Raw genomic sequence first — 21,588 nt, 5'->3', positions numbered from 1 at the left:
AGTTATCCACATATCCCCAGCCCCTACGGCGAATAAGGCGGATATCTTTTATATTATTTACTCTCTATGGGGATTGTGAAAGGAGTTAACAACACATGAAAATTATTTGTACAAAATCAAATCTAGTTAAAGGTGTAAGCATTGTTTCGAAAGCAGTACCTTCAAAAACAACAATGCCTATACTTGAATGTATTCTGATAGATGCTACAACAGATATTATTAAGTTGACAGCAAATGATATGGAACTTGGTATCGAAACAATTATTGAAGGTGACATTATTGAGAAAGGGTTAATTGCCATTGATGCAAAAATCTTTTCTGAAATTGTTAGAAAATTACCTGATAATGAAGTTGTTATTGAAACCCAACCAAACCTTCAGACATTGATTACTTGTGAAAAAGCAAAATTCAATATTGCAGGAAAGTCAGGAGAAGAATTTTCTTATCTGCCTTATATCGAAAAAGAAGAACCGGTAGAATTGTCGCAATTTACTTTAAAAGAAATTATACGACAGACCATCTTTACAATTTCTGATCATGACAGTAATAAATTAATGACCGGAGAATTGTTTGAAATTAATGAGAGTATTCTGAAAGTGGTCGCGCTGGACGGACACCGCATTTCTATCAGAAAAGTAGAATTGATGAATAATTATACATCGAGAAAAGTGATTGTTCCGGGAAAAACTTTGATTGAGGTTAGTAAAATCCTTTCAGGTGAAGTAGAAAGCAAGGCAAATATTTATTTTACGGATAATCATATTGTATTTGAATTTGACAGAACAGTTGTTGTATCCCGTTTGATTGAGGGAGAATATTTCAAAATAGATCAAATGCTTTCAAGTGATTATGAAACTAAAGTAAGAGTGAATAAGAAAGAATTGTTAAACTGTATCGACAGGGCAATGCTTCTTGTCAAAGAAGGAGATAAGAAACCGATTATCATTAATATCGGCGATGATACAATGGAATTAAAGATTCAATCTCAACTCGGTTCAATGAACGAGGATATTCTGATTGCCAAAGAAGGTAAAGATTTATTGATTGGATTTAATCCTAAATTTTTGATGGATGCACTTCGTGTTATAGAGGATGAAGAGATTAATATTTATCTGACAAATGCGAAAGCACCTTGTTTTATCAGAGATGAAAAAGAAAGTTACATTTACCTGATTTTACCGGTAAATTTTAGTGCGGTGGTGTAGAGATGGAAAAAATAAAATTAAGAGATGAATTTATTAAATTAGGACAGGCGTTAAAAGCAGCCGGACTTGTTGAGTCCGGCGTCGAGGCAAAAGAAGTCATTCAGGACGGACTTGTTCAGGTCAACGGAGAAGTGGATACAAGAAGAGGAAGAAAACTGTATGACGGAGATATTGTCTTTTTTGACGGAGAAGAAATTCAGATAGAAAAATGATTATTAAATCTTTGAAACTTAAAAATTTTAGAAATTATGATTTGTTAAACCTTGATTTTGATAATGCAACAAATATTCTTTACGGCGATAATGCACAGGGAAAGACAAATATTTTGGAGGCAATTTATTTATCAGGGACAACAAAGTCCCACAGGGGAACGAAAGACAGAGATATGATACGGTTCGGGCAGGAAGAATCTCACATTGAAACTGTTATTGAGAAAAAGGGAATAGAATTTAAAATTGATATTCACTTAAAGAAAAATAGCCCAAAAGGAATTGCTATCAATAAAATGCCGATCAGAAAGGCGAGTGAACTGTTCGGTGTAATTCATCTTGTGTTTTTTTCGCCGGAGGATTTAAATATTATAAAAAACGGTCCTTCGGAAAGACGAAGATTTATAGACATGGAACTTTCCCAATTGGATAAAGTATATTTGAATGATTTGTCAAACTATAATCGGATTATCAATCAGAGAAATAAGTTGCTGAAAGATATTTGCGGCAGAGATGATTTACTTGCTACTCTTGATGTGTGGGATATACAAATGGCACATTATGGAAACAGAGTTATGCAAAGGCGGGAAAAATTTATTGCACAAATCAATGAGATTATTGAGGATGTGCATGGAAAATTAACCGGCGGTAAAGAAAAATTAAATTTATTTTATGAGAAAAGCATTGGAGATGCGGATTTTTCTGAGGCAATTCAGAAAAATAGAGAGAGGGACATTAGAATGAAAAGTACGTCTGTAGGACCGCATCGGGATGATATATGTTTTAAGACAGGTGATTTAGATATTCGAAAATTCGGATCGCAGGGTCAACAACGGACAGCGGCATTGTCTTTAAAACTTTCGGAAATAGAATTGGTAAAACTGTTAATTCACGATACTCCTATTTTACTTCTTGACGATGTATTATCGGAGTTGGATAAAAATAGGCAGAATTATTTATTGGACAGTATAAGCAATATACAGACAATCATCACCTGTACAGGTGTAGATGAATTTGTCAACAGACGCTTTTTGATAAATAAAGTATTTCATGTTAATGGCGGACAGGTAAAGAAAGAAAATTAGGAGGATTTATATGAGTACAGAATATGGTGCAGATCAGATTCAAATACTGGAAGGATTGGAAGCGGTAAGAAAAAGACCGGGAATGTACATTGGAAGTACATCGGTAAGAGGACTTCACCATCTGGTGTACGAAATTGTAGACAATGCGGTTGATGAGGCGCTTGCAGGGTATTGTGATACAATTTATGTATCAATTAACAAAGATAATTCCATTACGGTTATTGATAATGGGCGTGGTATCCCTGTGGGAATTAATCATAAAGCGGGACTTCCGGCGGTTGAAGTTGTGTTTACGGTCCTTCATGCAGGCGGTAAATTCGGTGGAGGAGGATACAAAGTATCCGGAGGACTTCACGGTGTAGGTGCATCGGTTGTAAATGCACTTTCAGAATGGCTTGAAGTAGAAATTTACAAGGACGGAAAAGTTTATAAACAGCGTTACGAGAGAGGTCATGTAATGTATAAACTGGAAGTTACAGGCACTTGTGACCTAGAAAAAACAGGAACGAAAGTAACATTTTTACCGGATAAAGAAATTTTTGAAGAAACAATTTTCGATTATGATACATTAAAACAACGTTTCAGAGAGATGGCATTCTTAACAAGAAATTTAAAAATTATTCTTGCAGACGAACGTCCTGAAGAACGGGTTGAGAAGACATTTCACTATGAAGGCGGTATTAAGGAATTTGTAACATACTTAAACAAAAGCAAAACACCGCTATATGAACAAATCATTTATTGTGAAGGTGAGAAGGATGGTGTTGCAGTTGAAGTTGCCATGCAGCACAATGATTCCTACAGCGACAATACTTACGGTTTTGTAAATAATATTACAACTCCGGAAGGGGGAACACATATTGTCGGATTTAGAAATGCCCTCACAAAAACATTTAATGACTATGCGAGAAAAAACAGACTATTAAAAGACAGTGAGCCAAACCTTTCAGGAGAAGATATAAGAGAGGGGCTTACTGCCATTGTAAGTGTAAAAATCGGCGACCCTCAGTTTGAAGGTCAGACAAAGCAGAAATTAGGTAACAGTGAAGCGAGAGGTGCAGTGGACAATATTGTCAGCACACAGTTACAAATATTTTTAGAACAAAATCCGAATGTTGCAAAAATGACGGTAGAAAAATCCGTTATGGCACAACGTGCAAGAGAAGCGGCAAGAAAGGCAAGAGATTTAACGAGAAGAAAATCTGCTTTAGAAACAATGTCACTTCCGGGAAAACTTGCAGATTGTTCGGATAAGGATCCGGCAAATTGCGAAATTTACATTGTAGAGGGTGATTCTGCCGGCGGTTCGGCAAAAACTGCGAGAGATAGAGCTACACAGGCAATTCTTCCTCTTCGTGGGAAAATTTTGAATGTGGAGAAAGCAAGATTAGATAAAATTTATGCCAATGCGGAAATCAAAGCGATGATTACTGCTTTCGGTACGGGAATTCACGATGATTTTGACATTTCAAAATTGCGTTATCATAAAATCATTATCATGACGGATGCCGATGTAGACGGCGCTCATATCAGTACATTATTGTTGACTTTCCTGTATCGTTTTATGCCGGATTTGATTAAAGAGGGATATGTTTATCTTGCGCAGCCGCCTCTTTACAAACTTGAGAAAAACAAAAAAGTATGGTATGCGTACAGCGATGAAGAGTTAAACCAAATTCTTACGGAAGTGGGAAGGGACGGAAATAATAAGATTCAGAGATATAAAGGTCTTGGAGAGATGGATGCAGAACAGTTGTGGGAAACAACAATGTCACCTGAACACAGAGTATTGCTCCGTGTTACAATGGACGAGGAAACATCTTCAGAACTTGATTTGACATTTACAACCCTTATGGGCGATAAAGTAGAGCCAAGACGAGAATTTATTGAGGAAAATGCAAAATATGTCCAGAACTTAGACGTCTAGGATAGCGAGAAGGAGAAAGAAAAATGGAAGATAATATTTTTGATAAAGTTCATGATGTTGACCTGAAAAAGACAATGGAAAGTTCATATATCGATTATGCCATGAGTGTTATCGCTTCCCGTGCATTGCCTGATGTCAGAGATGGATTAAAGCCTGTACAGAGAAGAATTTTATATTCGATGATAGAATTGAACAACGGGCCGGACAAACCACACCGTAAATGTGCTCGTATTGTCGGTGATACAATGGGTAAATATCATCCGCACGGAGATAGTTCCATTTACGGTGCATTAGTAAATATGGCTCAGGAATGGTCTACAAGATACCCTCTTGTAGACGGACATGGAAACTTCGGTTCTGTGGACGGCGACGGTGCTGCCGCAATGCGTTATACAGAGGCACGTTTAAGTAAAATTTCAATGGAACTGACAGCAGACATTAACAAAGATACTGTTGATTTTGTACCAAACTTTGATGAAACAGAAAAAGAACCTGCCGTACTTCCTGCGAGATTTCCAAATCTTCTTGTAAACGGAACATCAGGAATTGCTGTAGGAATGGCAACAAATATACCACCGCACAACTTAAAAGAAGTGATTAATGCGGTTGTAAAAATTATCGATGATCAGATTGAAGAAACAGGAGAAACAACGATTGAGGATATTTTACAGATTGTAAAAGGTCCTGATTTTCCGACAGGCGCTACAATTCTAGGCACAAGAGGAATTGAGGAAGCATATCGTACAGGACGTGGAAAAATTCGTGTTCGTGCAGTGACGGATATTGAACCGATGCAGAACGGAAAGAGCCGTATTGTTGTAACGGAACTTCCGTATATGGTTAATAAAGCAAGATTGATAGAGAAAATCGCAGAACTTGTCCGTGATAAGAAAATTGACGGTATTACAGATTTAAGTGACCAGTCAAATCGAGAAGGAATGCGTATTTGTATTGAACTTCGCCGTGATGCAAATGCAAATGTAATTTTAAATCAATTATACAAACATACACAGATGCAGGATACATTTGGTGTAATTATGCTTGCGCTAGTAAATAATGAACCAAGAGTAATGAATCTTCTTGATATGTTAAACCACTACCTAAAACATCAGGAAGAAGTGGTAACAAGAAGAACAAAATATGAGTTAAACAAGGCAGAAGAACGAGCTCATATTTTGCAGGGATTATTAATTGCCCTTGATAATATTGATGAAGTCATCAGAATTATAAGGGGCTCTAAGACAACGCAGATTGCCAAAGAAGGCTTGATTGCAGCGTTTGATTTAACAGAAGTGCAGGCACAGGCAATCGTTGATATGAGATTGCGTGCATTAACAGGATTAGAAAGAGAAAAACTCGAAACAGAATATGCGGAACTGATGAAACGTATTGGAGAGTTGAAAGCAATTCTTGCAGACAGAAAGTTATTGTTGGGTGTTATCAAAGAAGAGATTATCATTATCCGTGATAAATACGGTGATGAGAGAAGAACATCAATCGGATTTGATGAGTATGATATTTCCATGGAAGATTTAATTCCGAGAGAAAATGTTGTTATTACAATGACAAAACTTGGTTATATTAAACGTATGACGGTAGATACATTTAAGAGTCAGAACAGAGGCGGTAAGGGTATAAAGGGAATGCAGACTCTCGAGGAGGACTACATTGAGGATCTGTTTATGACAAGTACTCATCACTATGTTATGTTCTTTACGAACACAGGTCGTGTGTACCGTTTGAAAGCATATGAAATTCCGGAAGCAAGCAGAACAGCGCGAGGCACAGCAATTATTAACTTACTTCAGTTAATGCCGGAAGAAAAGATTACTGCAATTATTCCAATCAAAGAATATGTGCAGGGTGAATATCTGTTTATGGCGACAAAGAAAGGTCTTGTGAAGAAAACACCGATTACGGATTATGCAAACGTAAGAAAAACAGGACTTGCTGCAATTACACTTCGTGAAGAAGACGAATTAATCGAAGTAAAAGCGACAGATAATGAAAAAGATATTATTTTAGTGACAAAATACGGTCAGTGTATACGTTTCAATGAAAAAGACGTCCGCTCAACAGGAAGAACTTCCATGGGAGTGAGGGGAATGAATCTAGGCGATAGAGATGAAGTTGTCGGAATGCAGTTAAATACACAGGGAGAACATCTATTGATCGTATCTGAAAAAGGTATGGGAAAACGCACGGAGATGAGTGAATTTACAAGTCAGAACCGTGGAGGTAAAGGTGTAAAATGTTATAAGATTACAGAAAAAACAGGAAATGTAGTCGGTGTTAAGGCAGTCAATGAAGACAATGAAGTGATGATCATTAACACGGAAGGAATTATCATTCGTATGGAATGTAGTAGTATTTCCGTTTTGGGACGTATTACATCAGGTGTAAAACTGATTAATTTACACGAAGATGAAAAGGTTGCAAGCATTGCAAAAGTAAGAGAAACTTCTTCGGAGTTGGAAGAAAATCCGGAGGAAACAGTGGAATAAAATAGAAAAATCAGAGAGGATAGGAAGAAATATTCCATATCCACTCTGATTTTCTGCTATATCAGAACTGTGGGAGGATGTATGAAAACTTTTTATATTAACGGAAAAATAATTACAATGGATGAAACTTCACTATGTGCAGAGGCGGTATGTGTAGAACATGGTCGAATCCTTTCTGTTGGAAAACAGGAAAAAGTACTGGCGCTGCGAAATGAAGGAGATGAAACTGTTGATTTACAAGGGAGAACAATGCTTCCTGCATTTATTGATGCTCACTCACATTTTGTAGGGACGGCAAATGCAATGACACAGTGTGATTTATCTTCTTGTAAAGATTTTGCAGATATTGTAAAGGCGATGAAAAACTTTAAAGAAAAAAGAAAATTATCTGATGATACATGGATTATAGGCAGTAATTATGACCAGAATTTTTTACGGGAAGGACGCCATCCTGATAAATATATTTTAAATCAGATTAGTGATACAAATCCGGTACTTATTGTCCATGCGTCATCACATATGGCGGTGACAAATAGCAAGGGTTTGGAAATACAGAAGATTGATGAAAATACAAAGGATTGTGCAGGAGGAAAATACGGAAGAATAGAAGGAACAAATATTCCTGACGGATACATGGAAGAAAAGGTATTTTTGGATTTTCAGTCAAAACTTCCGATGCAGTCTGTGGAAACGTTAATTTCTTGTATACAGGAAGCACAGAAAATGTATGCAAGTTATGGGGTGACAACCGTCCAGGACGGAATGGTAGGAAAACCGTTATTTCAACTACTTCAGTATGCGGCATCCACCGGGAAATTATATTTGGATGTAGTCGGTTATGCCGATATAATGACGGCAGAAAATATATTTGAAGAAGAAAAGGCGTATGCAAACAAGTATCAGAATCATTTTAAACTTGGAGGATTTAAAGTATTTTTGGACGGTTCTCCGCAGGGAAAAACAGCGTGGATGACAAAGCCATATGAAAATGAAGACGATTACCGTGGATATCCAATTCATAGTGATGAAGAATTAAAAAAATATATTTGTCTTGCATTAGATAAAAAACAACAGTTACTTGCACACTGTAACGGAGATGCGGCTGCAGAACAGTATGTTTCTATGTTTGAGCAGGTATTAAAAGAGCAAAAAGAAAAAGATATTTATCGTGCAGTTATGGTTCATGCACAACTTGTAAGAAAAGACCAATTAAAGAGAATGGCAGATATTGGGATGATACCAAGTTTCTTCGTTGCCCACACATATTATTGGGGAGATATTCATTTGAAAAATTTTGGTGAAGAAAGAGGTAGTCAGATTTCACCGGTAAAAGATGCGGTAGATTTAAAAATGAAATATACATTTCATCAGGATACTCCGGTTGTTCCGCCGGATATGATGCGTACCATTTCAGCTGCTGTAAACAGAGTATCAAAAACGGGACAGAGCATTGGGAAAAATCAATGTGTTTCTGTATTGGATGCGCTGAAAGCAGTTACAAGTTATGCTGCATATCAGTATTCGGAGGAAAATGAAAAGGGAACAATAGAGGAAGGAAAATATGCGGATTTTGTTGTTTTAAATAAAAATCCATTGGAAACAGAAAAGGAAAAACTTGCAGACATTAAAGTGGTGATGACGATTAAAGAAAATAAAGTAATTTACAAAAGCGGAGATAATGAAAATGAATCAGAGAAGTAAAGGAATTATACTGGCAGTCATAACGGCTGTAATGTGGGGAATTATGGGAATTTTCGTGAGAGATTTATCCCACTATCAATTCTCAAACATAGAGATTTCCTTTTTTCGATGCGCGTTGGCGGGAGCAGCATATTTTCTGTTTTTACTTGTTAAAAACCCGTCAGCATTAAAAATTAATTTAAAAGGGCTTATTATCTGTGTGCTTTACGGAGCAATTGCCTATAGCATAAGTTTTGTCAGTTACAGTGTGTCCGTATCAAGAATTCCGGTTGGAGTTGCAACGGTATTAATGTTTATGAGTCCAATTTGGGTGGCAATTCTCAGTACGGTTATGTTTAGAGAAAAATTGGAAAAAAGTAAAATAGTTACAATTTTTATATGTTTTACCGGAGCGGTACTTGTAGCAAACATTATCGGAGCCGGAAACATTAAGTTGGACGCAATTGGAATTTTGGCGGGGATTGTAAATGGAATAGGTGTTGCATTGCAAATTTTACTTCCGAAATTTTTTGCAAAAGAGTATGATAGAGATACGTTACTTGTTTATGGATTTTTGGGAGCGGCATTTGTATTGCTGTTTGGAATGGATGTAGGAGCAGTTATCGAACATATTTCAAAAGTACCGATGACAAATTTACTGTGGGATTTATTTGGAATTGGAATTTTATGTACAATGGTGGCAAATGTTGCCTGTGTAAAATCAACACAATATGTGGAGGCTACTACAACAAGTATACTTTCTGCTTTGGAAGTTGTTGTCGGAACTCTTGCGGGTTTTTTTGTTTTCCATGAACATTTAACAGGTTTACAGATAGCAGGTGCAGTTATTATCGTTGTGGGGGCGATAGGCTCAGAAATTTATCAGCCTAAACAGAAAGGAAAGAGTCAATGTATACAGTAATCATTGCAGACGATGAAGAAGAAATCAGACGTTCTCTGATTAGAAAAATTGATTGGGAAGATATTGGATTTAAAGTTGTAGGAGAAGCGGCAAATGGAGAAGATGCTTTGGAACTTGTCGAAAAATTAGAACCGGATTTATTGTTAACAGACGTAAAAATGCCGTTTATATCAGGAATTGAACTGGCAAGGCAGGTAAGGGAAATAAGACCAACCATTCAGATTGCATTTTTAAGCGGATATGATGATTTTTCTTATGCACAGCAGGCAATTCAGTACAATATCGTAAGTTATATGCTGAAACCAATTTCATCAGAGGAAATTACAAAAGAATTAAAAAATATAAAACTGAAGATTGAAAGAAAATTTGAAGAATTTGCGACGAAAACACCAAGCACAGAGAAAATGGAAAAATCTGAATTTTTAATGCCTTTATTATTGGACAGTTTTCAAAAAGAGCGTTCTGAGGATGAAAAAAGAAGACTGGCAGAAAAAGCGGTGGAGTGCGGTGTGCTTGAGTCGGGCAACTTAGATGTGTTGAAATATGTCGTCCTTGTAACACGTATTTTGAATGAGGATGGAGAAGTTTGTACAGATAGAACAAGTGTCAATGCCATTGATTCGATTTTAAAAAAATATATCAAACATTCCAGCGTATATATGCAGGGAAAGGTTGTTTCACTTCTAAGTGCAACCAATGCGGGATTTAATAAATATCTTCACATCATCGTAGAAGATATAAGCCAAAGTGTACAGAGAATTATGGGGTTGAACTGTAGAATAGGGGTAAGTCGTGTAGGAGAAGATTTATCTTGTATTCATGAATGTTATTTGGAGGCGATGAATGCCATAAGTTATTCCAAGAAAAACAGGAGAAATATTCATTTTATTGGTGATGAGGAGAGAATGGACACGCTTGATCAGGAATTGGTACAGCAGACGATACAGGATATTGAAAATTTAATCCGAAGCGGAAGCCAAGAGGAAATACATGAGTATTTTATTTCTTTTGGAAAATTGATTGAGCAGAAAAAAGTCGCCAAAATGGCAATCAATTTTATTTTCGTACAACTTATTGCATCTGTTTTTCAGGTTGTGTATGCAGTTGCAGGAAATGATGCAGTGCAGAAGATACAGACAAATTTTGCGTTTTATAATATGCCGGTGCTGACAGGAAGCACAGAATCAGCATTAAAATATTATGAGGAAATTTGTTTAATGGCACGAAACATTGTATCGGAACAGAGAAAAAAGAGTAGTGAAGTGTTATGTGAAAATACAATTAGAATTATAAATGAGCAGTATATGGATCCCAACCTTTCTCTGTCCGATGTAAGTAGTGAAAACTCGGTAAGCCCGAATTATCTTAGTGCGGTAATTAAACGGGAAAACGGAAGTACATTTAAAGATTTACTGACAAAGAGAAGAATTGAAAAAGCAGAGGAATTACTTCTCTGTACTTCAATGAAAATTAGAGAAATAGCAGAAAAATGTGGATATAACGATCAACATTACTTTAGTTACTGTTTTAAAAAGTATACGGGAATGTCTCCGAATGCTTGTAGGAGAAATCATGAAGAAAACAAAGAATAAGCGAAATATAATGAAAAAAATCTCTCTTTCGGAGATGCTTACAGGCATTGTTGTCGTAATAGTACTTGTTCTGACACTGATGTTTTTCTTTACTTTCGTTAATATTTATAAAAACACAACGGAAGAGAGCGTTGTTACAAGTAGCGAGCAGGCTATTTTACAGGTAAAAAATACAGTCGAAAATTATACGAGTGATATGGACGTTCTGATGGAAATGATTAAGAAAAATATTAGTCAGGGAGAAAATGAAGCGGACATATACCTAAATAATTTAATCGGTATCCGAAAAGATATTGTGGCGATTACAACTTATGATGAACAAGGAAATTTGTTAAAGGCGTGGTCTGATAGGGGAAAATTAAAACAAAATATTTTTAAAAATCTTTCTTTTAATTCAAATATCTCTAAAAATGGGGAGGATACATTAAATATTTCAAAGCCTCATGTGTCATCCTTATTTGTAGAATACTATCCATGGGTCGTTACGATTTCGGAATATATGAAAAATGCTGATGGTGAAACGATTCAGATTGCACTGGATATTCAGTTTTCGCAGATTGCAAACTATATTGATGAAGTCGGAATAGGACAGCATGGATACTGCTACATAGCGGACAAAAAAGGGAATATTATTTATCATCCGCAACAACAGTTGATTTATGCGGGATTAAAGGAAGAAAAATATAATTATTTGGAAGACGGCTCTCATATAGAGAAGGACGCAATTTACTCGGTGCAGTCATTGGATAACTGTGAGTGGAAAATTATAAGTGTGTGTTATATTGATGAGATGATAACGAACAAAGTCAACCATATTATGAAAACATTATTTGTTATATTTCTTGTAGTTGTACTATTTACGGTTATCATTATCCGCTTCTTTTCAAAACTTTTCTCAAATCCGGCGAAAGAACTTGCCAATGCCATGCGAGAATTTGAAAAGGATACAAATAATTTTGAGTTTAAAACGATTGAAGGAACAGCAGAAATTACTTCTCTGACGGAGTCCTTTGAGCATATGGTCGTGCAAATTAAAGAACTGGTAGAAACGGTAAGACAGGAAGAAATTACGTTGAGGAAAACGGAATTAAAAGCACTTCAGGCACAGATTAATCCACATTTTCTTTACAATACGTTGGATGCGATAGCGTGGCTTTGTGAGGAAGAACGATATAAGGATGCTGTTGAAATGGTAAATTCTCTTGCAAAATTATTTAGAATAAGTATAAGTAGGGGACATGAACTTATTACAATTGAAAAAGAAATGCAACACGCAAAAAGTTATCTTAAAATTCAAAATTTCCGTTACAAGAACCAGTTTACCTACTCTTTTGATGTGGATGAAGAATGTTTAAACTACCTTTGCAATAAAATTACATTACAACCGATTATTGAAAATGCCATTTATCATGGAATAGATAGAATGGTAGATGAAGGAAAAATCAATATAGGTATACATCAAAAAGGAGATACCATTCTCTTTACTGTGGAAGATAACGGTGTAGGTATGACAGAAGAACAGTGTGAAGAAATTTTACACAAAGACGCAAGTGACAGAGTGGGAATAGGAATTAAAAATGTAAATGACAGAATTAAAATTTATTTTGGTGAAGAATACGGATTGACGATACAGAGTGAATTGGATGAAGGAACTCGTGTAACAATCAGTATGCCAAAAATAACGGAGAATGATTATGGAGAAAAATAAAAAAAGAATACTTGCATTTTTTTGTATTTGTATGTTGCTCCTATCCGGCTGTGTAATGGAAAAAAGTGAAAATATTCAGAAGAGAAAAGTTGCCGTTATTATGAAATCAACAGATTCCGCTTTTTTTAAGGCGGTAAGTTCGGGAGCAAATGCTGCGGGAACTGCATATAACATGGAAATCTTGTTTGAAGGTCCTGAAAATGAAGAAGATTATTTGACACAAAACAGAATGATTGAAAAGGCAATCGAAGAGAAATATGATGCGATTGTATTTTCGGCAGTAGATTATAACGCTAATGCGGACGCAATCGATAAAGCAGTGAAGGCAGGTATAAAAACAATTGTCATTGATAGTGACGTCAACAGCAAAAACGTAAATTGCAGAATTAGTACAAATAATTACAATGCCGGAAAGATGGCAGGAGAAGCCGTATTAAGAAATCAGGTAGAAAAATTAAATATCGGTATTGTAAACTTTGATAAAAACTCGCAAAATGGTCAGGAAAGAGAAAGAGGATTTAAGGATTCTATCAAAAAAGATGAACGTGTAAAAAATGTGGAAACAATTAATGTTATTTCCACGGTGGAGCAGGCAAAAGAACAGACAAAAGAATTTTTGAAAAATCATCAGGAAATGAACGTTCTTGTTACATTTAATGAATGGACAAGTCTGGGTGTGGGGTATGCGGTCAAGGAACTTGGAATGCAGAATAAAGTACAGGTAGTTGCTTTTGACAATAATGCGGTTTCTGTGGGAATGTTGGAAACGGGAGAGGTAGATGCGTTGATTGTACAGAACCCATATGCAATGGGATATTTAGGAGTAGAAAGCGCATATAATCTTTTAAATGATATTCCGTTAAAGAGTAAAAGAGTAGATACGGAAACAATTTGTGCCACTCGAGAGAATATGTATGATGACGAATATCAAAAAACATTGTTTGCTTTTGAATAAAATCGTAAAAAATTATACAAAAAAAATAAATAATTTAATAGGAATTTATACAAGTTTGTGTTATAATAACCTCATCAATGATTAGCAAAGGGAGGAAACAATCATGAAAAAGAAACTATTAGCAGCTGTTCTTTGCGTGGCAATGGTAGCAGCAACACTCGTTGGTTGTGGTTCATCTGACGATGGTAAAAAAGGTGGAGACAAAAAATCAGACTTAAAAGTAGGTGTATTCTATTACACATATGCTGATACTTATATCTCTTCAGTTCGTACAGCACTTGACAAACAGTTAGACGAGATGGGTGTTGAATATCAGGATTATGATGGAAACAGTAACCAGACAACACAGAATGAACAGATTGACACAGCTATTCAATCAGGAACAAACTTATTAGTTGTTAACATCGTAACATCAGGCTCAAATGATGCTTCTACACAGATTATCGAAAAAGCAAAAGCGGCAGATGTACCTGTAATCTTCTTTAACCGTGCAGTAGAAGATCCAAAAGGAGAAGAAGGTGTAGTTCTTAAGACATATGACAAATGTGCATTCGTTGGAACAGACGCTCCGGAAGCAGGACATATGCAGGGTGAAATGATTGGTGATTACTTAGTTAAAAATTATGACAAAGTAGACCTTAACAAAGACGGAAAAATTTCTTATGCTATGTTCATGGGACAGTTAGGAAATGTTGAAGCAATCTACCGTACACAGTATGGTGTAGAAGATGCTAACAAAAAATTAACTGAAGCAGGAAAACCAGAATTACAGTTCTTTGATCCATCAAACAAAGATAAATATCAGGTTGACCAGGATGGTAACTGGAGTGCTGGAGCAGCAAATAACTACATGACTACAAACCTTTCACAGTTCAACGAAGGTAATAAAAACATGATTGAACTTGTTATCTGTAATAACGATGGTATGGCAGAAGGTGCTATTGCAGCATTAAATGATAAAGGTTGGAACACAGGTGATGCAAACAAAACAATTCCAGTATTTGGTGTAGACGCTACAGACGCAGCTAAGAAATTAATTGCTGACGGAAAAATGGTTGGTACAATCAAACAGGATGCTGAAGGTATGGCTAAATGTATCGCTGATTTAACAAAGAACACATCTGAAGGAAAAGATTTAATGGAAGGAACAGATTCATACAACAAATCTAAAAAAGTTGATACAAAAATCTATATTCCTTACGGAATCTATACAGGTGAAGGTAAATAATCGGGACTGTAAAATAACAAATATTGAAAGCAGCTGCCAAAACTTGACGGCTGCTTTCTTGAAGTCTAAAATCTAAAAGAATGGAGGAATGGTCATGGCAAACGATGTTCTTTTGCAGATGAGTCATATCAGTAAAGAATTTCCAGGTGTTAAGGCACTTGACGATGTTTCCTTAACTGTAAAAAGGGGAACGGTACACGCGCTTATGGGTGAAAACGGTGCGGGAAAATCAACACTGATGAAATGTCTGTTTGGAATGTACAAAAAAGATGGCGGAACAATTAAACTAGAAGGAAAAGAAGTAGATTTTAAAAATTCTAAAGAGGCATTGGAAAATGGTGTGGCAATGGTGCATCAGGAATTAAACCAGGCACTAAAACGTAATGTAATGGATAATATCTGGCTTGGACGTTATCCGAAAGTTGCCGGAGTAATGGTAAATGAAAAGAAAATTTACCAAGATACAATGGATGTATTCAAAGAATTGGAAATCGATGTAGACCCAAAAAGAATTATGAGTACTATGCCGGTTTCACAAAGACAGATGGTTGAAATTGCAAAAGCAGTTTCATTCAATTCAAAAGTAATCGTATTTGATGAGCCTACTTCCTCACTTACAGAAGAAGAAGTAGAACATTTATTTAAGATTATCAATATGTTAAGAGATCGCGGAGTAGGTATTATTTATATTTCACATAAAATGGCAGAAATCAAGAGAATTTCTGATGAAATTACTATTATGCGTGATGGTACATGGGTAGCAACAAAACCTGCCGATGAATTATCTATGGATGATATTATCAGATTAATGGTAGGTCGTGAATTAACTAATCAGTTTCCTCCAAAAACAAATAAACCGGGAGAAATTGCATTAGAAGTAGAAGGATTAACTGCACAGTATTCTTCATTAAAAGACGTTTCTTTCAATGTAAGAAAAGGAGAAATTGTAGGTCTAGCAGGACTTGACGGAAGTGGACGTACAGAAACTTTGGAAAATATTTTCGGTATTGCCACAAGACATTCAGGTACAATTAAGTTGGACGGAAAAGTAGTAAAAAATAGAAATGCACGAGAATCTATTAAGAATGGTTTTGCATTATTAACAGAAGAAAGACGTGCAACCGGTATTTTTGGAATTTTAAGTATTCGTGAAAATACGGTTATTTCCAGTTTGAAAAAACATAAAAAAGCTGGTTTGTATCTAAGTGAAAAATCAATGAAAAAAGATACACAGTGGTCTATTGATGCAATGCATACAAAAACACCTACTCAGGAAACAAAAATCCGTTCTCTGTCAGGTGGTAATCAGCAGAAAGTTATTCTCGGAAGATGGCTTCTTACAGAACCGGAAGTACTTCTTCTTGATGAACCGACACGTGGTATTGACGTTGGTGCTAAATATGAAATCTATCAGTTAATACTTGATTTAGCAAACAAAGGAAAAGTTGTTATGGTAGTTTCTTCAGAAATGCCGGAATTACTTGGAATTTGTGATAGAATTCTTGTTATGTCAGGCGGACGCCTTGCAGGAGAAGTTGATGCAAAAGAGACAACACAGGAAGAAATTATGACCCTTGCGGCAAAATTCGTATAGAGGAGGAGCGTTTTTATGAGATTAGTTGCAAATATAAAAGAACGTCAGGCAAGTTACAAAGCCTTGGACAGCAAAGATAAAAGAACATATTGGAAGGAATTTGCGTTAAATAATGCATTATATTTCTTAATTATTGTTGCAGTTATTTACACTGCAGTACAAAACCCTAAATTTGTTAGTACATCATCTATTGTAAATATTATTTCACTTTCAGCAGCAAATATTCCAATTGCTGTTGGTATTGCGGGATGTATCGTACTTACAGGTACTGACCTTTCAGCAGGTCGTGTAGTTGGTCTTACAGCATGTATTTCAGCATCTTTATTACAGGCTGTTGATTATCCAACAAAAATTTTCCCTGATTTACCGGTATTACCAATTCCACTTGTTATTTTAATCGTAGTGTTAGTTGGTGCAATTGTTGGTGTAGTCAACGGTTTCTTTGTAGCACACTTTAAATTACATCCATTTATCGTTACATTGGCAACACAGTTAATTGTATATGGTGTTTTATTAATGTACATTATGTTAAATGGAAACAATGGACAGCCATTATCAGGATTAGATCAATCATTTAAAGATTTTGTAACTGGTAGTGTCTTGAAGATCGATGGAGTTCCAATTCCAAACTATGTTTGGTATGCTTGTATTATTGTTATTTTAATGTGGTTCATTTGGAATAAAACTTCATTTGGTAAAAATATGTTCGCTGTTGGTTCAAATCAGGAAGCAGCAAACGTATCTGGTGTAAATGTTGCAAAAACAATTATTTTAGTACATACATTAGCAGGTGCTATGTACGCTGTAACAGGTTTTATTGAAGCAGCACGTATTGGTTCAAACCAGGCAAATACTGGTCTTAACTATGAATGTGATGCTATCGCAGCCTGTGTTATCGGTGGTGTATCTTTCGTAGGTGGTACTGGTAAAATCCGTGGCGTTGTAATGGGTGTATTTATCCTTCGTATCATCTTCGTAGCATTAAACTTCTTATCAATCAACCAGAACTTACAATATGTAATCAAAGGTTTAATTATCTTAGTTGCTTGTGCAATCGATATGAGAAAATACCTTGTTCGTAAATAGGAGAAGTTATGAGCGACAAAGCAAGAGAAAAAGGAAGACTGGCGATATATGGAATGGCCGGACTTTATATTCTTTATATGGCATATAGTATCTTTAAAGGAATATCAGACAGTGCGGGTTCAGAGCAACTTGTATTATTTGTAGCCATGATTGCGTTTGCAATTATTGGTGTGGGGTTAATTGTATTTAGTCTGGTAAGAGGTTATAAGATAAGTAAGGCCGATTATGACCGTGAAAAAAATAAAAAGAATGAGAATAATTAATAATTGGGGACGTAGTGTTTTTTGATTTCACTACGTCCCCAATTAAGTTTTGCCCTGTCCCTTTTTAGAGGTACAAATCTTATTAACATATATTTAATTAAAGAATATACTAATAAGGGAGGGATGATATGATTAAAAATATAAAGGGTATTCCGGATGCGTATGCAGAGATTAAAGGAAATAAAAATTATTCAAAAACACATGGAAAAGTCTATTTTTATGGGATGTATAAAGGGACACTTGTTGTTACAGAAATTTATGGATTACCAAATACAGAAGAGAAAGAAAATGGAAATTTTTATGGGTTTCACATACATGAAGGGGTGAAGTGTACAGGAAATACGGAAGATTCCTTTAAAAATACAGGAGAGCATTATAATCCTGAAAAAACAGCGCATCCAAAACATAGAGGAGATTTGCCACCAATATTGGCAAATGATGGAGTTTCATGGAGTGCGGTATATACGGAAAGATTTTATCCGGAAGATGTTGTTGGAAGGACGGTTGTAATACATGATATGGCAGATGATTTTAAAACACAGCCGTCAGGAAATGCAGGAAAGAAAATAGCCTGTGGAGAAATTGTGTAGAAACTGTGAACGGGGACGTAGTAAAATTGAAAAACACTACGTCCCCAATTAAGTTTTACCCCGTCCCTTTTATAATTCTCTTAATATAATCTCAGCGGTTTTCTGAACCGTATCAGCAACAAAGCGCGTGCACTGGGCTTTGCGTTCAGGAGAATTTTTTTCTAATCCTCTAGTCAAAATTCTACAGCAGGTTCCCACGCAATTTTGTTTAAAAAAGTCATGTAACTCATTTGTTAATCGAAAACATTTTTGAATGGCAGGATCATTTGGTGTTCGTCTTCCAAAAAAGTATCCAAGACACATTGTTCCACCGGCAAGTGCGCCGCAAATGCATCCGCCCCCACCAAGTCCCCATGGAAAACCGGAACTCATTGCAATAGCATCATCTGATAAATCCAATTCAAAATGTTTCTTAATTGCATAAATTATAGATTCAGAACAGGCAAACCCCTGATTGAAAATTTCTACAGCGTCATTTTTTAATGCTTGCATATCTATGTTTGTTGTCATAAAAAACCTCCTTTATAAAACAATAAATATACTAAATAAATTTTATCATGGTGTAGTAAACAGAATCAAATTATTTTTTTGTGAAATAAGGAAGTGACTTTTCTATTTAAAAAACATATGCTATGATAAACACTAAACAGAGAAAACATAGGAGGATAATATGATACGCACGATAAATGTAAATGAAATCACGAAACAAATTAAAGAAATGTGTATTGAGGCGAATCATTTTCTGTCACATGATATGGTTTGTGCAATGGAAAATGCGAAAAATACAGAACGTTCACCTTTGGGAAAGCAGATTTTAGGGCAATTACAGGAAAATTTGGAAATTGCGGGAAAGGAAATGATTCCGATTTGTCAGGATACGGGAATGGCAGTTATTTTTCTGGAAATAGGACAAGATGTTCATTTTGAGGGAGGATTGCTGGAAGATGCAGTAAATGAGGGGGTACGTCAAGGATATACCGAAGGATTTCTAAGAAAATCCGTTGTAAATGATCCTATTATCCGTGAAAATACAAAAGATAATACGCCTGCAGTTATTCATTATAAAATGGTAGAGGGAAATAAAGTAAAGATAAAGGTTGCCCCAAAAGGATTTGGAAGTGAAAACATGAGCCGTGTATTTATGCTTAAGCCTGCAGATGGTTTAGATGGGGTGAAAAATGCAATTTTGACTGCAGTAAAAGATGCAGGTCCAAATGCTTGTCCTCCGATGGTTGTCGGTGTAGGGATTGGTGGTACATTTGAAAAATGTGCGTTAATGGCAAAAGAGGCTCTGACAAGAAAAACGGGGACTTATTCTGAAATTCCATATGTAAAAGAATTGGAAGAAGAAATGCTTAAGAAAATCAATCAACTTGGAATAGGACCTGGAGGTTTAGGTGGAACATCTACGGCTCTAGCAGTTCATATTAACACATATCCGACTCATATTGCAGGACTTCCGGTAGCAGTAAATATTTGTTGTCATGTAAACAGGCATATTATTCGGGAGGTATAATAATGGAAAAACAGATACAGATACCAATTAAAAAAGAGATTATTAGAGAATTAAAAGCAGGCGATTATGTGTATCTTACCGGTGCAATTTATACAGCACGAGATGCAGCACACAAAAGAATAAATGAAACTTTAGATAGAAATGAAGATTTACCTATTAGTATAGAAAATAAAATTATTTATTATATGGGTCCATCTCCTGCCAGAGAAGGTAAAGTAATTGGCTCGGCCGGTCCTACAACGGCGAGCAGAATGGATAAATATGCTCCGAGATTAATGGATTTAGGACTTGTGGGAATGATAGGTAAAGGAAAGAGAAGTAAAGAAGTTATAGAAGCAATTATAAGAAATGAAGGAGTATATTTTGCAGCAGTAGGCGGAGCGGGAGCGTTATTGTCAAAATGTATTAAAAAATCTGAAGTAGTGGCGTATGATGATTTGGGAACAGAGGCAATCCGAAGATTAGAAGTTGAGAATTTTCCTGTTATCGTTGTAATCGACAGTCAGGGAAATAATTTATATGAAACAGCAATAGAAGAGTACAAAGAAGGTTAAATAAAATGAAAAGAATTTTATTAATGGTATTTAGAAATATTATATTAGTTCCGTTTATGTGGTGTAAACTGTGCTATTACGCTTCACATGTAGAAAAATATGCAGAGCAAAAAAGATATGATATGCTTCGTTTCATTGTTTTTCGTGCCAACAAAGGTGGAAATGTGCATATTGATGTACATGGAGAAGAAAATATTCCTAAAGAAAATGGATTTATGTTCTATCCAAATCATCAAGGAATGTACGATGTACTTGCCATTGTAGAGGCTTGTTCCGTTCCTTTTTCTGTTGTGGCAAAAAAAGAAGTGGGAAACATTCAGTTTTTAAAACAGGTATTTGCCTGCATGAAAGCATATTTAATTGATAGAGATGATCTAAGACAATCTATGCAGGTAATTATAGATGTATCAAAAGAAGTGGCGTCAGGAAGAAATTATTTGATTTTCGCTGAGGGAACACGATCAAAGTTGGGAAATAAGTTATTAGACTTTAAAGGAGGAAGTTTTAAAGCAGCAACAAAAGCAAAATGTCCTATTGTGCCGGTTGCGCTTGTAAATTCGTTTAAACCGTTTGATACAAATTCAATTAAACAGGTTAATGTGGAAGTACATTTTTTGAAACCTATGTACTATGAAGAATATAAAGATATGAAGACAACGGAGATAGCAAATGAAGTGAAAAAACGTATTGCGGAAGTAGTAGAAAGAGAAGAATAAAATAGAAGAAAAAAATATGTAAAAAAACATGTAAAAAAACATTGACAAGTTATAAAACCTCTAGTATAATCAATAATGCACTGTGAACGACAGATGCTATCATATTGAAAAACACTTCAGGAGAAATACTCAAGAGGCTGAAGAGGTGCCCCTGCTAAGGGTATAGGTCGGGTAACCGGCGCGAGGGTTCAAATCCCTCTTTCTCCGCTCTTTGAAACAACTGAAAAAATAATTTAAAAAAATGAAAAAAGTTG

General features: G+C 35.7%; 19 protein-coding genes and 1 tRNA gene. 19 read left to right on the top strand and 1 reads right to left on the bottom strand.

Going from position 1 to position 21,588, the window contains the following annotated elements:
* Window positions 1-95: 95 nt before the first annotated feature.
* The 15 genes from dnaN to ACYPXO_RS03365 all read left to right on the top strand — a co-directional run bounded on the left by dnaN (window position 96) and on the right by ACYPXO_RS03365 (window position 18,548).
* Window positions 96-1,205, top strand: a complete 1,110-nt coding sequence (dnaN, locus tag ACYPXO_RS03435) for a DNA polymerase III subunit beta (RefSeq protein ID WP_459639285.1) — start codon at window positions 96-98, stop codon at window positions 1,203-1,205.
* Between the two features lie 2 nt (window positions 1,206-1,207).
* Window positions 1,208-1,417, top strand: a complete 210-nt coding sequence (locus ACYPXO_RS03430; RefSeq protein WP_459639284.1) for an RNA-binding S4 domain-containing protein — start codon at window positions 1,208-1,210, stop codon at window positions 1,415-1,417.
* Window positions 1,414-2,499, top strand: coding sequence for a DNA replication/repair protein RecF (recF, locus tag ACYPXO_RS03425; RefSeq protein ID WP_459639283.1), 1,086 nt, complete (start codon window positions 1,414-1,416; stop codon window positions 2,497-2,499). The genes ACYPXO_RS03430 and recF overlap by 4 nt, the downstream gene beginning before the upstream one ends.
* A 10-nt stretch (window positions 2,500-2,509) precedes the next feature.
* Window positions 2,510-4,426, top strand: a complete 1,917-nt coding sequence (gyrB, locus tag ACYPXO_RS03420) for a DNA topoisomerase (ATP-hydrolyzing) subunit B (RefSeq protein WP_459639282.1) — start codon at window positions 2,510-2,512, stop codon at window positions 4,424-4,426.
* A gap of 23 nt (window positions 4,427-4,449) precedes the next feature.
* Entirely contained in the window at window positions 4,450-6,930 is a 2,481-nt protein-coding gene (gene gyrA, locus ACYPXO_RS03415) for a DNA gyrase subunit A (protein ID WP_459639281.1), read from the top strand.
* Between the two features lie 81 nt (window positions 6,931-7,011).
* Window positions 7,012-8,631: an amidohydrolase gene (locus ACYPXO_RS03410; RefSeq protein WP_459639280.1), complete on the top strand. Its 1,620-nt coding sequence runs from the start codon at window positions 7,012-7,014 to the stop codon at window positions 8,629-8,631.
* Entirely contained in the window at window positions 8,615-9,532 is a 918-nt protein-coding gene (locus ACYPXO_RS03405; RefSeq protein ID WP_459639279.1) for a DMT family transporter, read from the top strand. The genes ACYPXO_RS03410 and ACYPXO_RS03405 overlap by 17 nt, the downstream gene beginning before the upstream one ends.
* Window positions 9,520-11,124, top strand: coding sequence for a response regulator transcription factor (locus ACYPXO_RS03400; RefSeq protein WP_459639278.1), 1,605 nt, complete (start codon window positions 9,520-9,522; stop codon window positions 11,122-11,124). The genes ACYPXO_RS03405 and ACYPXO_RS03400 overlap by 13 nt, the downstream gene beginning before the upstream one ends.
* The gene (locus tag ACYPXO_RS03395) at window positions 11,105-12,832 is read left to right on the top strand and encodes a sensor histidine kinase (RefSeq protein WP_459639277.1); all 1,728 of its coding nucleotides are present in this window, start codon (window positions 11,105-11,107) and stop codon (window positions 12,830-12,832) included. The genes ACYPXO_RS03400 and ACYPXO_RS03395 overlap by 20 nt, the downstream gene beginning before the upstream one ends.
* Window positions 12,819-13,787 carry a substrate-binding domain-containing protein gene (locus tag ACYPXO_RS03390; protein ID WP_459639276.1) on the top strand — a complete coding sequence of 323 codons (969 nt, stop codon included), beginning with the start codon at window positions 12,819-12,821 and terminating at the stop codon, window positions 13,785-13,787. The genes ACYPXO_RS03395 and ACYPXO_RS03390 overlap by 14 nt, the downstream gene beginning before the upstream one ends.
* 103 nt (window positions 13,788-13,890) lie before the next feature.
* Window positions 13,891-15,015, top strand: a complete 1,125-nt coding sequence (locus tag ACYPXO_RS03385; RefSeq protein WP_459639275.1) for a galactose ABC transporter substrate-binding protein — start codon at window positions 13,891-13,893, stop codon at window positions 15,013-15,015.
* A gap of 94 nt (window positions 15,016-15,109) precedes the next feature.
* On the top strand, window positions 15,110-16,609 hold the full coding sequence (locus ACYPXO_RS03380; RefSeq protein ID WP_459639274.1) for a sugar ABC transporter ATP-binding protein: 1,500 nt from the start codon (window positions 15,110-15,112) through the stop codon (window positions 16,607-16,609).
* Between the two features lie 15 nt (window positions 16,610-16,624).
* A complete protein-coding gene (locus ACYPXO_RS03375; RefSeq protein WP_459639273.1) occupies window positions 16,625-17,695 on the top strand; it encodes a galactose/methyl galactoside ABC transporter permease MglC in 1,071 nt (356 codons plus the stop codon).
* 8 nt (window positions 17,696-17,703) lie between these two features.
* Complete coding sequence (locus ACYPXO_RS03370) at window positions 17,704-17,958, top strand: hypothetical protein (protein ID WP_459639272.1); 255 nt, start codon at window positions 17,704-17,706, stop codon at window positions 17,956-17,958.
* A 128-nt stretch (window positions 17,959-18,086) separates the two neighbouring features.
* Entirely contained in the window at window positions 18,087-18,548 is a 462-nt protein-coding gene (locus ACYPXO_RS03365) for a superoxide dismutase family protein (RefSeq protein WP_459639271.1), read from the top strand.
* A 69-nt stretch (window positions 18,549-18,617) separates the two neighbouring features.
* On the opposite strand, the gene ACYPXO_RS03360 is transcribed toward ACYPXO_RS03365, so the two are convergent.
* Window positions 18,618-19,058 carry a C-GCAxxG-C-C family (seleno)protein gene (locus ACYPXO_RS03360; protein WP_459639270.1) on the bottom strand — a complete coding sequence of 147 codons (441 nt, stop codon included), beginning with the start codon at window positions 19,056-19,058 and terminating at the stop codon, window positions 18,618-18,620.
* Between the two features lie 160 nt (window positions 19,059-19,218).
* On the opposite strand from ACYPXO_RS03360, the gene ACYPXO_RS03355 reads away from it, so the two are divergent.
* The 4 genes from ACYPXO_RS03355 to ACYPXO_RS03340 all read left to right on the top strand — a co-directional run bounded on the left by ACYPXO_RS03355 (window position 19,219) and on the right by ACYPXO_RS03340 (window position 21,541).
* Window positions 19,219-20,064, top strand: coding sequence for a fumarate hydratase (locus ACYPXO_RS03355; RefSeq protein WP_459639269.1), 846 nt, complete (start codon window positions 19,219-19,221; stop codon window positions 20,062-20,064).
* Window positions 20,065-20,066: 2 nt separating this feature from the next.
* Window positions 20,067-20,618, top strand: a complete 552-nt coding sequence (locus ACYPXO_RS03350) for a Fe-S-containing hydro-lyase (RefSeq protein WP_459639268.1) — start codon at window positions 20,067-20,069, stop codon at window positions 20,616-20,618.
* 5 nt (window positions 20,619-20,623) lie between these two features.
* Window positions 20,624-21,334 carry a lysophospholipid acyltransferase family protein gene (locus tag ACYPXO_RS03345; RefSeq protein ID WP_459639267.1) on the top strand — a complete coding sequence of 237 codons (711 nt, stop codon included), beginning with the start codon at window positions 20,624-20,626 and terminating at the stop codon, window positions 21,332-21,334.
* Between the two features lie 119 nt (window positions 21,335-21,453).
* Window positions 21,454-21,541 (top strand) — tRNA-Ser (locus ACYPXO_RS03340).
* Window positions 21,542-21,588 lie beyond the last annotated feature (47 nt).

This window comes from Faecalimonas canis, from assembly GCF_054601575.1.
This window is presented reverse-complemented; position numbering and strand designations above follow the sequence as displayed.

What these genes read in the sequence shown, in the direction of transcription:
- ACYPXO_RS03405 (WP_459639279.1), top strand. Translation starts at nt 8,615, where the DNA reads ATGAATCAGAGAAGTAAAGGAATTATACTGGCAGTCATAACGGCTGTA.
- ACYPXO_RS03375 (WP_459639273.1), top strand. Translation starts at nt 16,625, where the DNA reads ATGAGATTAGTTGCAAATATAAAAGAACGTCAGGCAAGTTACAAAGCC.
- ACYPXO_RS03410 (WP_459639280.1), top strand. Translation starts at nt 7,012, where the DNA reads ATGAAAACTTTTTATATTAACGGAAAAATAATTACAATGGATGAAACT.
- gyrA (WP_459639281.1), top strand. Translation starts at nt 4,450, where the DNA reads ATGGAAGATAATATTTTTGATAAAGTTCATGATGTTGACCTGAAAAAG.
- ACYPXO_RS03385 (WP_459639275.1), top strand. Translation starts at nt 13,891, where the DNA reads ATGAAAAAGAAACTATTAGCAGCTGTTCTTTGCGTGGCAATGGTAGCA.
- ACYPXO_RS03400 (WP_459639278.1), top strand. Translation starts at nt 9,520, where the DNA reads ATGTATACAGTAATCATTGCAGACGATGAAGAAGAAATCAGACGTTCT.
- ACYPXO_RS03365 (WP_459639271.1), top strand. Translation starts at nt 18,087, where the DNA reads ATGATTAAAAATATAAAGGGTATTCCGGATGCGTATGCAGAGATTAAA.
- ACYPXO_RS03380 (WP_459639274.1), top strand. Translation starts at nt 15,110, where the DNA reads ATGGCAAACGATGTTCTTTTGCAGATGAGTCATATCAGTAAAGAATTT.
- ACYPXO_RS03395 (WP_459639277.1), top strand. Translation starts at nt 11,105, where the DNA reads ATGAAGAAAACAAAGAATAAGCGAAATATAATGAAAAAAATCTCTCTT.
- ACYPXO_RS03345 (WP_459639267.1), top strand. Translation starts at nt 20,624, where the DNA reads ATGAAAAGAATTTTATTAATGGTATTTAGAAATATTATATTAGTTCCG.
- dnaN (WP_459639285.1), top strand. Translation starts at nt 96, where the DNA reads ATGAAAATTATTTGTACAAAATCAAATCTAGTTAAAGGTGTAAGCATT.
- ACYPXO_RS03370 (WP_459639272.1), top strand. Translation starts at nt 17,704, where the DNA reads ATGAGCGACAAAGCAAGAGAAAAAGGAAGACTGGCGATATATGGAATG.
- ACYPXO_RS03430 (WP_459639284.1), top strand. Translation starts at nt 1,208, where the DNA reads ATGGAAAAAATAAAATTAAGAGATGAATTTATTAAATTAGGACAGGCG.
- recF (WP_459639283.1), top strand. Translation starts at nt 1,414, where the DNA reads ATGATTATTAAATCTTTGAAACTTAAAAATTTTAGAAATTATGATTTG.
- ACYPXO_RS03350 (WP_459639268.1), top strand. Translation starts at nt 20,067, where the DNA reads ATGGAAAAACAGATACAGATACCAATTAAAAAAGAGATTATTAGAGAA.
- gyrB (WP_459639282.1), top strand. Translation starts at nt 2,510, where the DNA reads ATGAGTACAGAATATGGTGCAGATCAGATTCAAATACTGGAAGGATTG.
- ACYPXO_RS03355 (WP_459639269.1), top strand. Translation starts at nt 19,219, where the DNA reads ATGATACGCACGATAAATGTAAATGAAATCACGAAACAAATTAAAGAA.
- ACYPXO_RS03360 (WP_459639270.1), bottom strand. Translation starts at nt 19,058, where the DNA reads ATGACAACAAACATAGATATGCAAGCATTAAAAAATGACGCTGTAGAA.
- ACYPXO_RS03390 (WP_459639276.1), top strand. Translation starts at nt 12,819, where the DNA reads ATGGAGAAAAATAAAAAAAGAATACTTGCATTTTTTTGTATTTGTATG.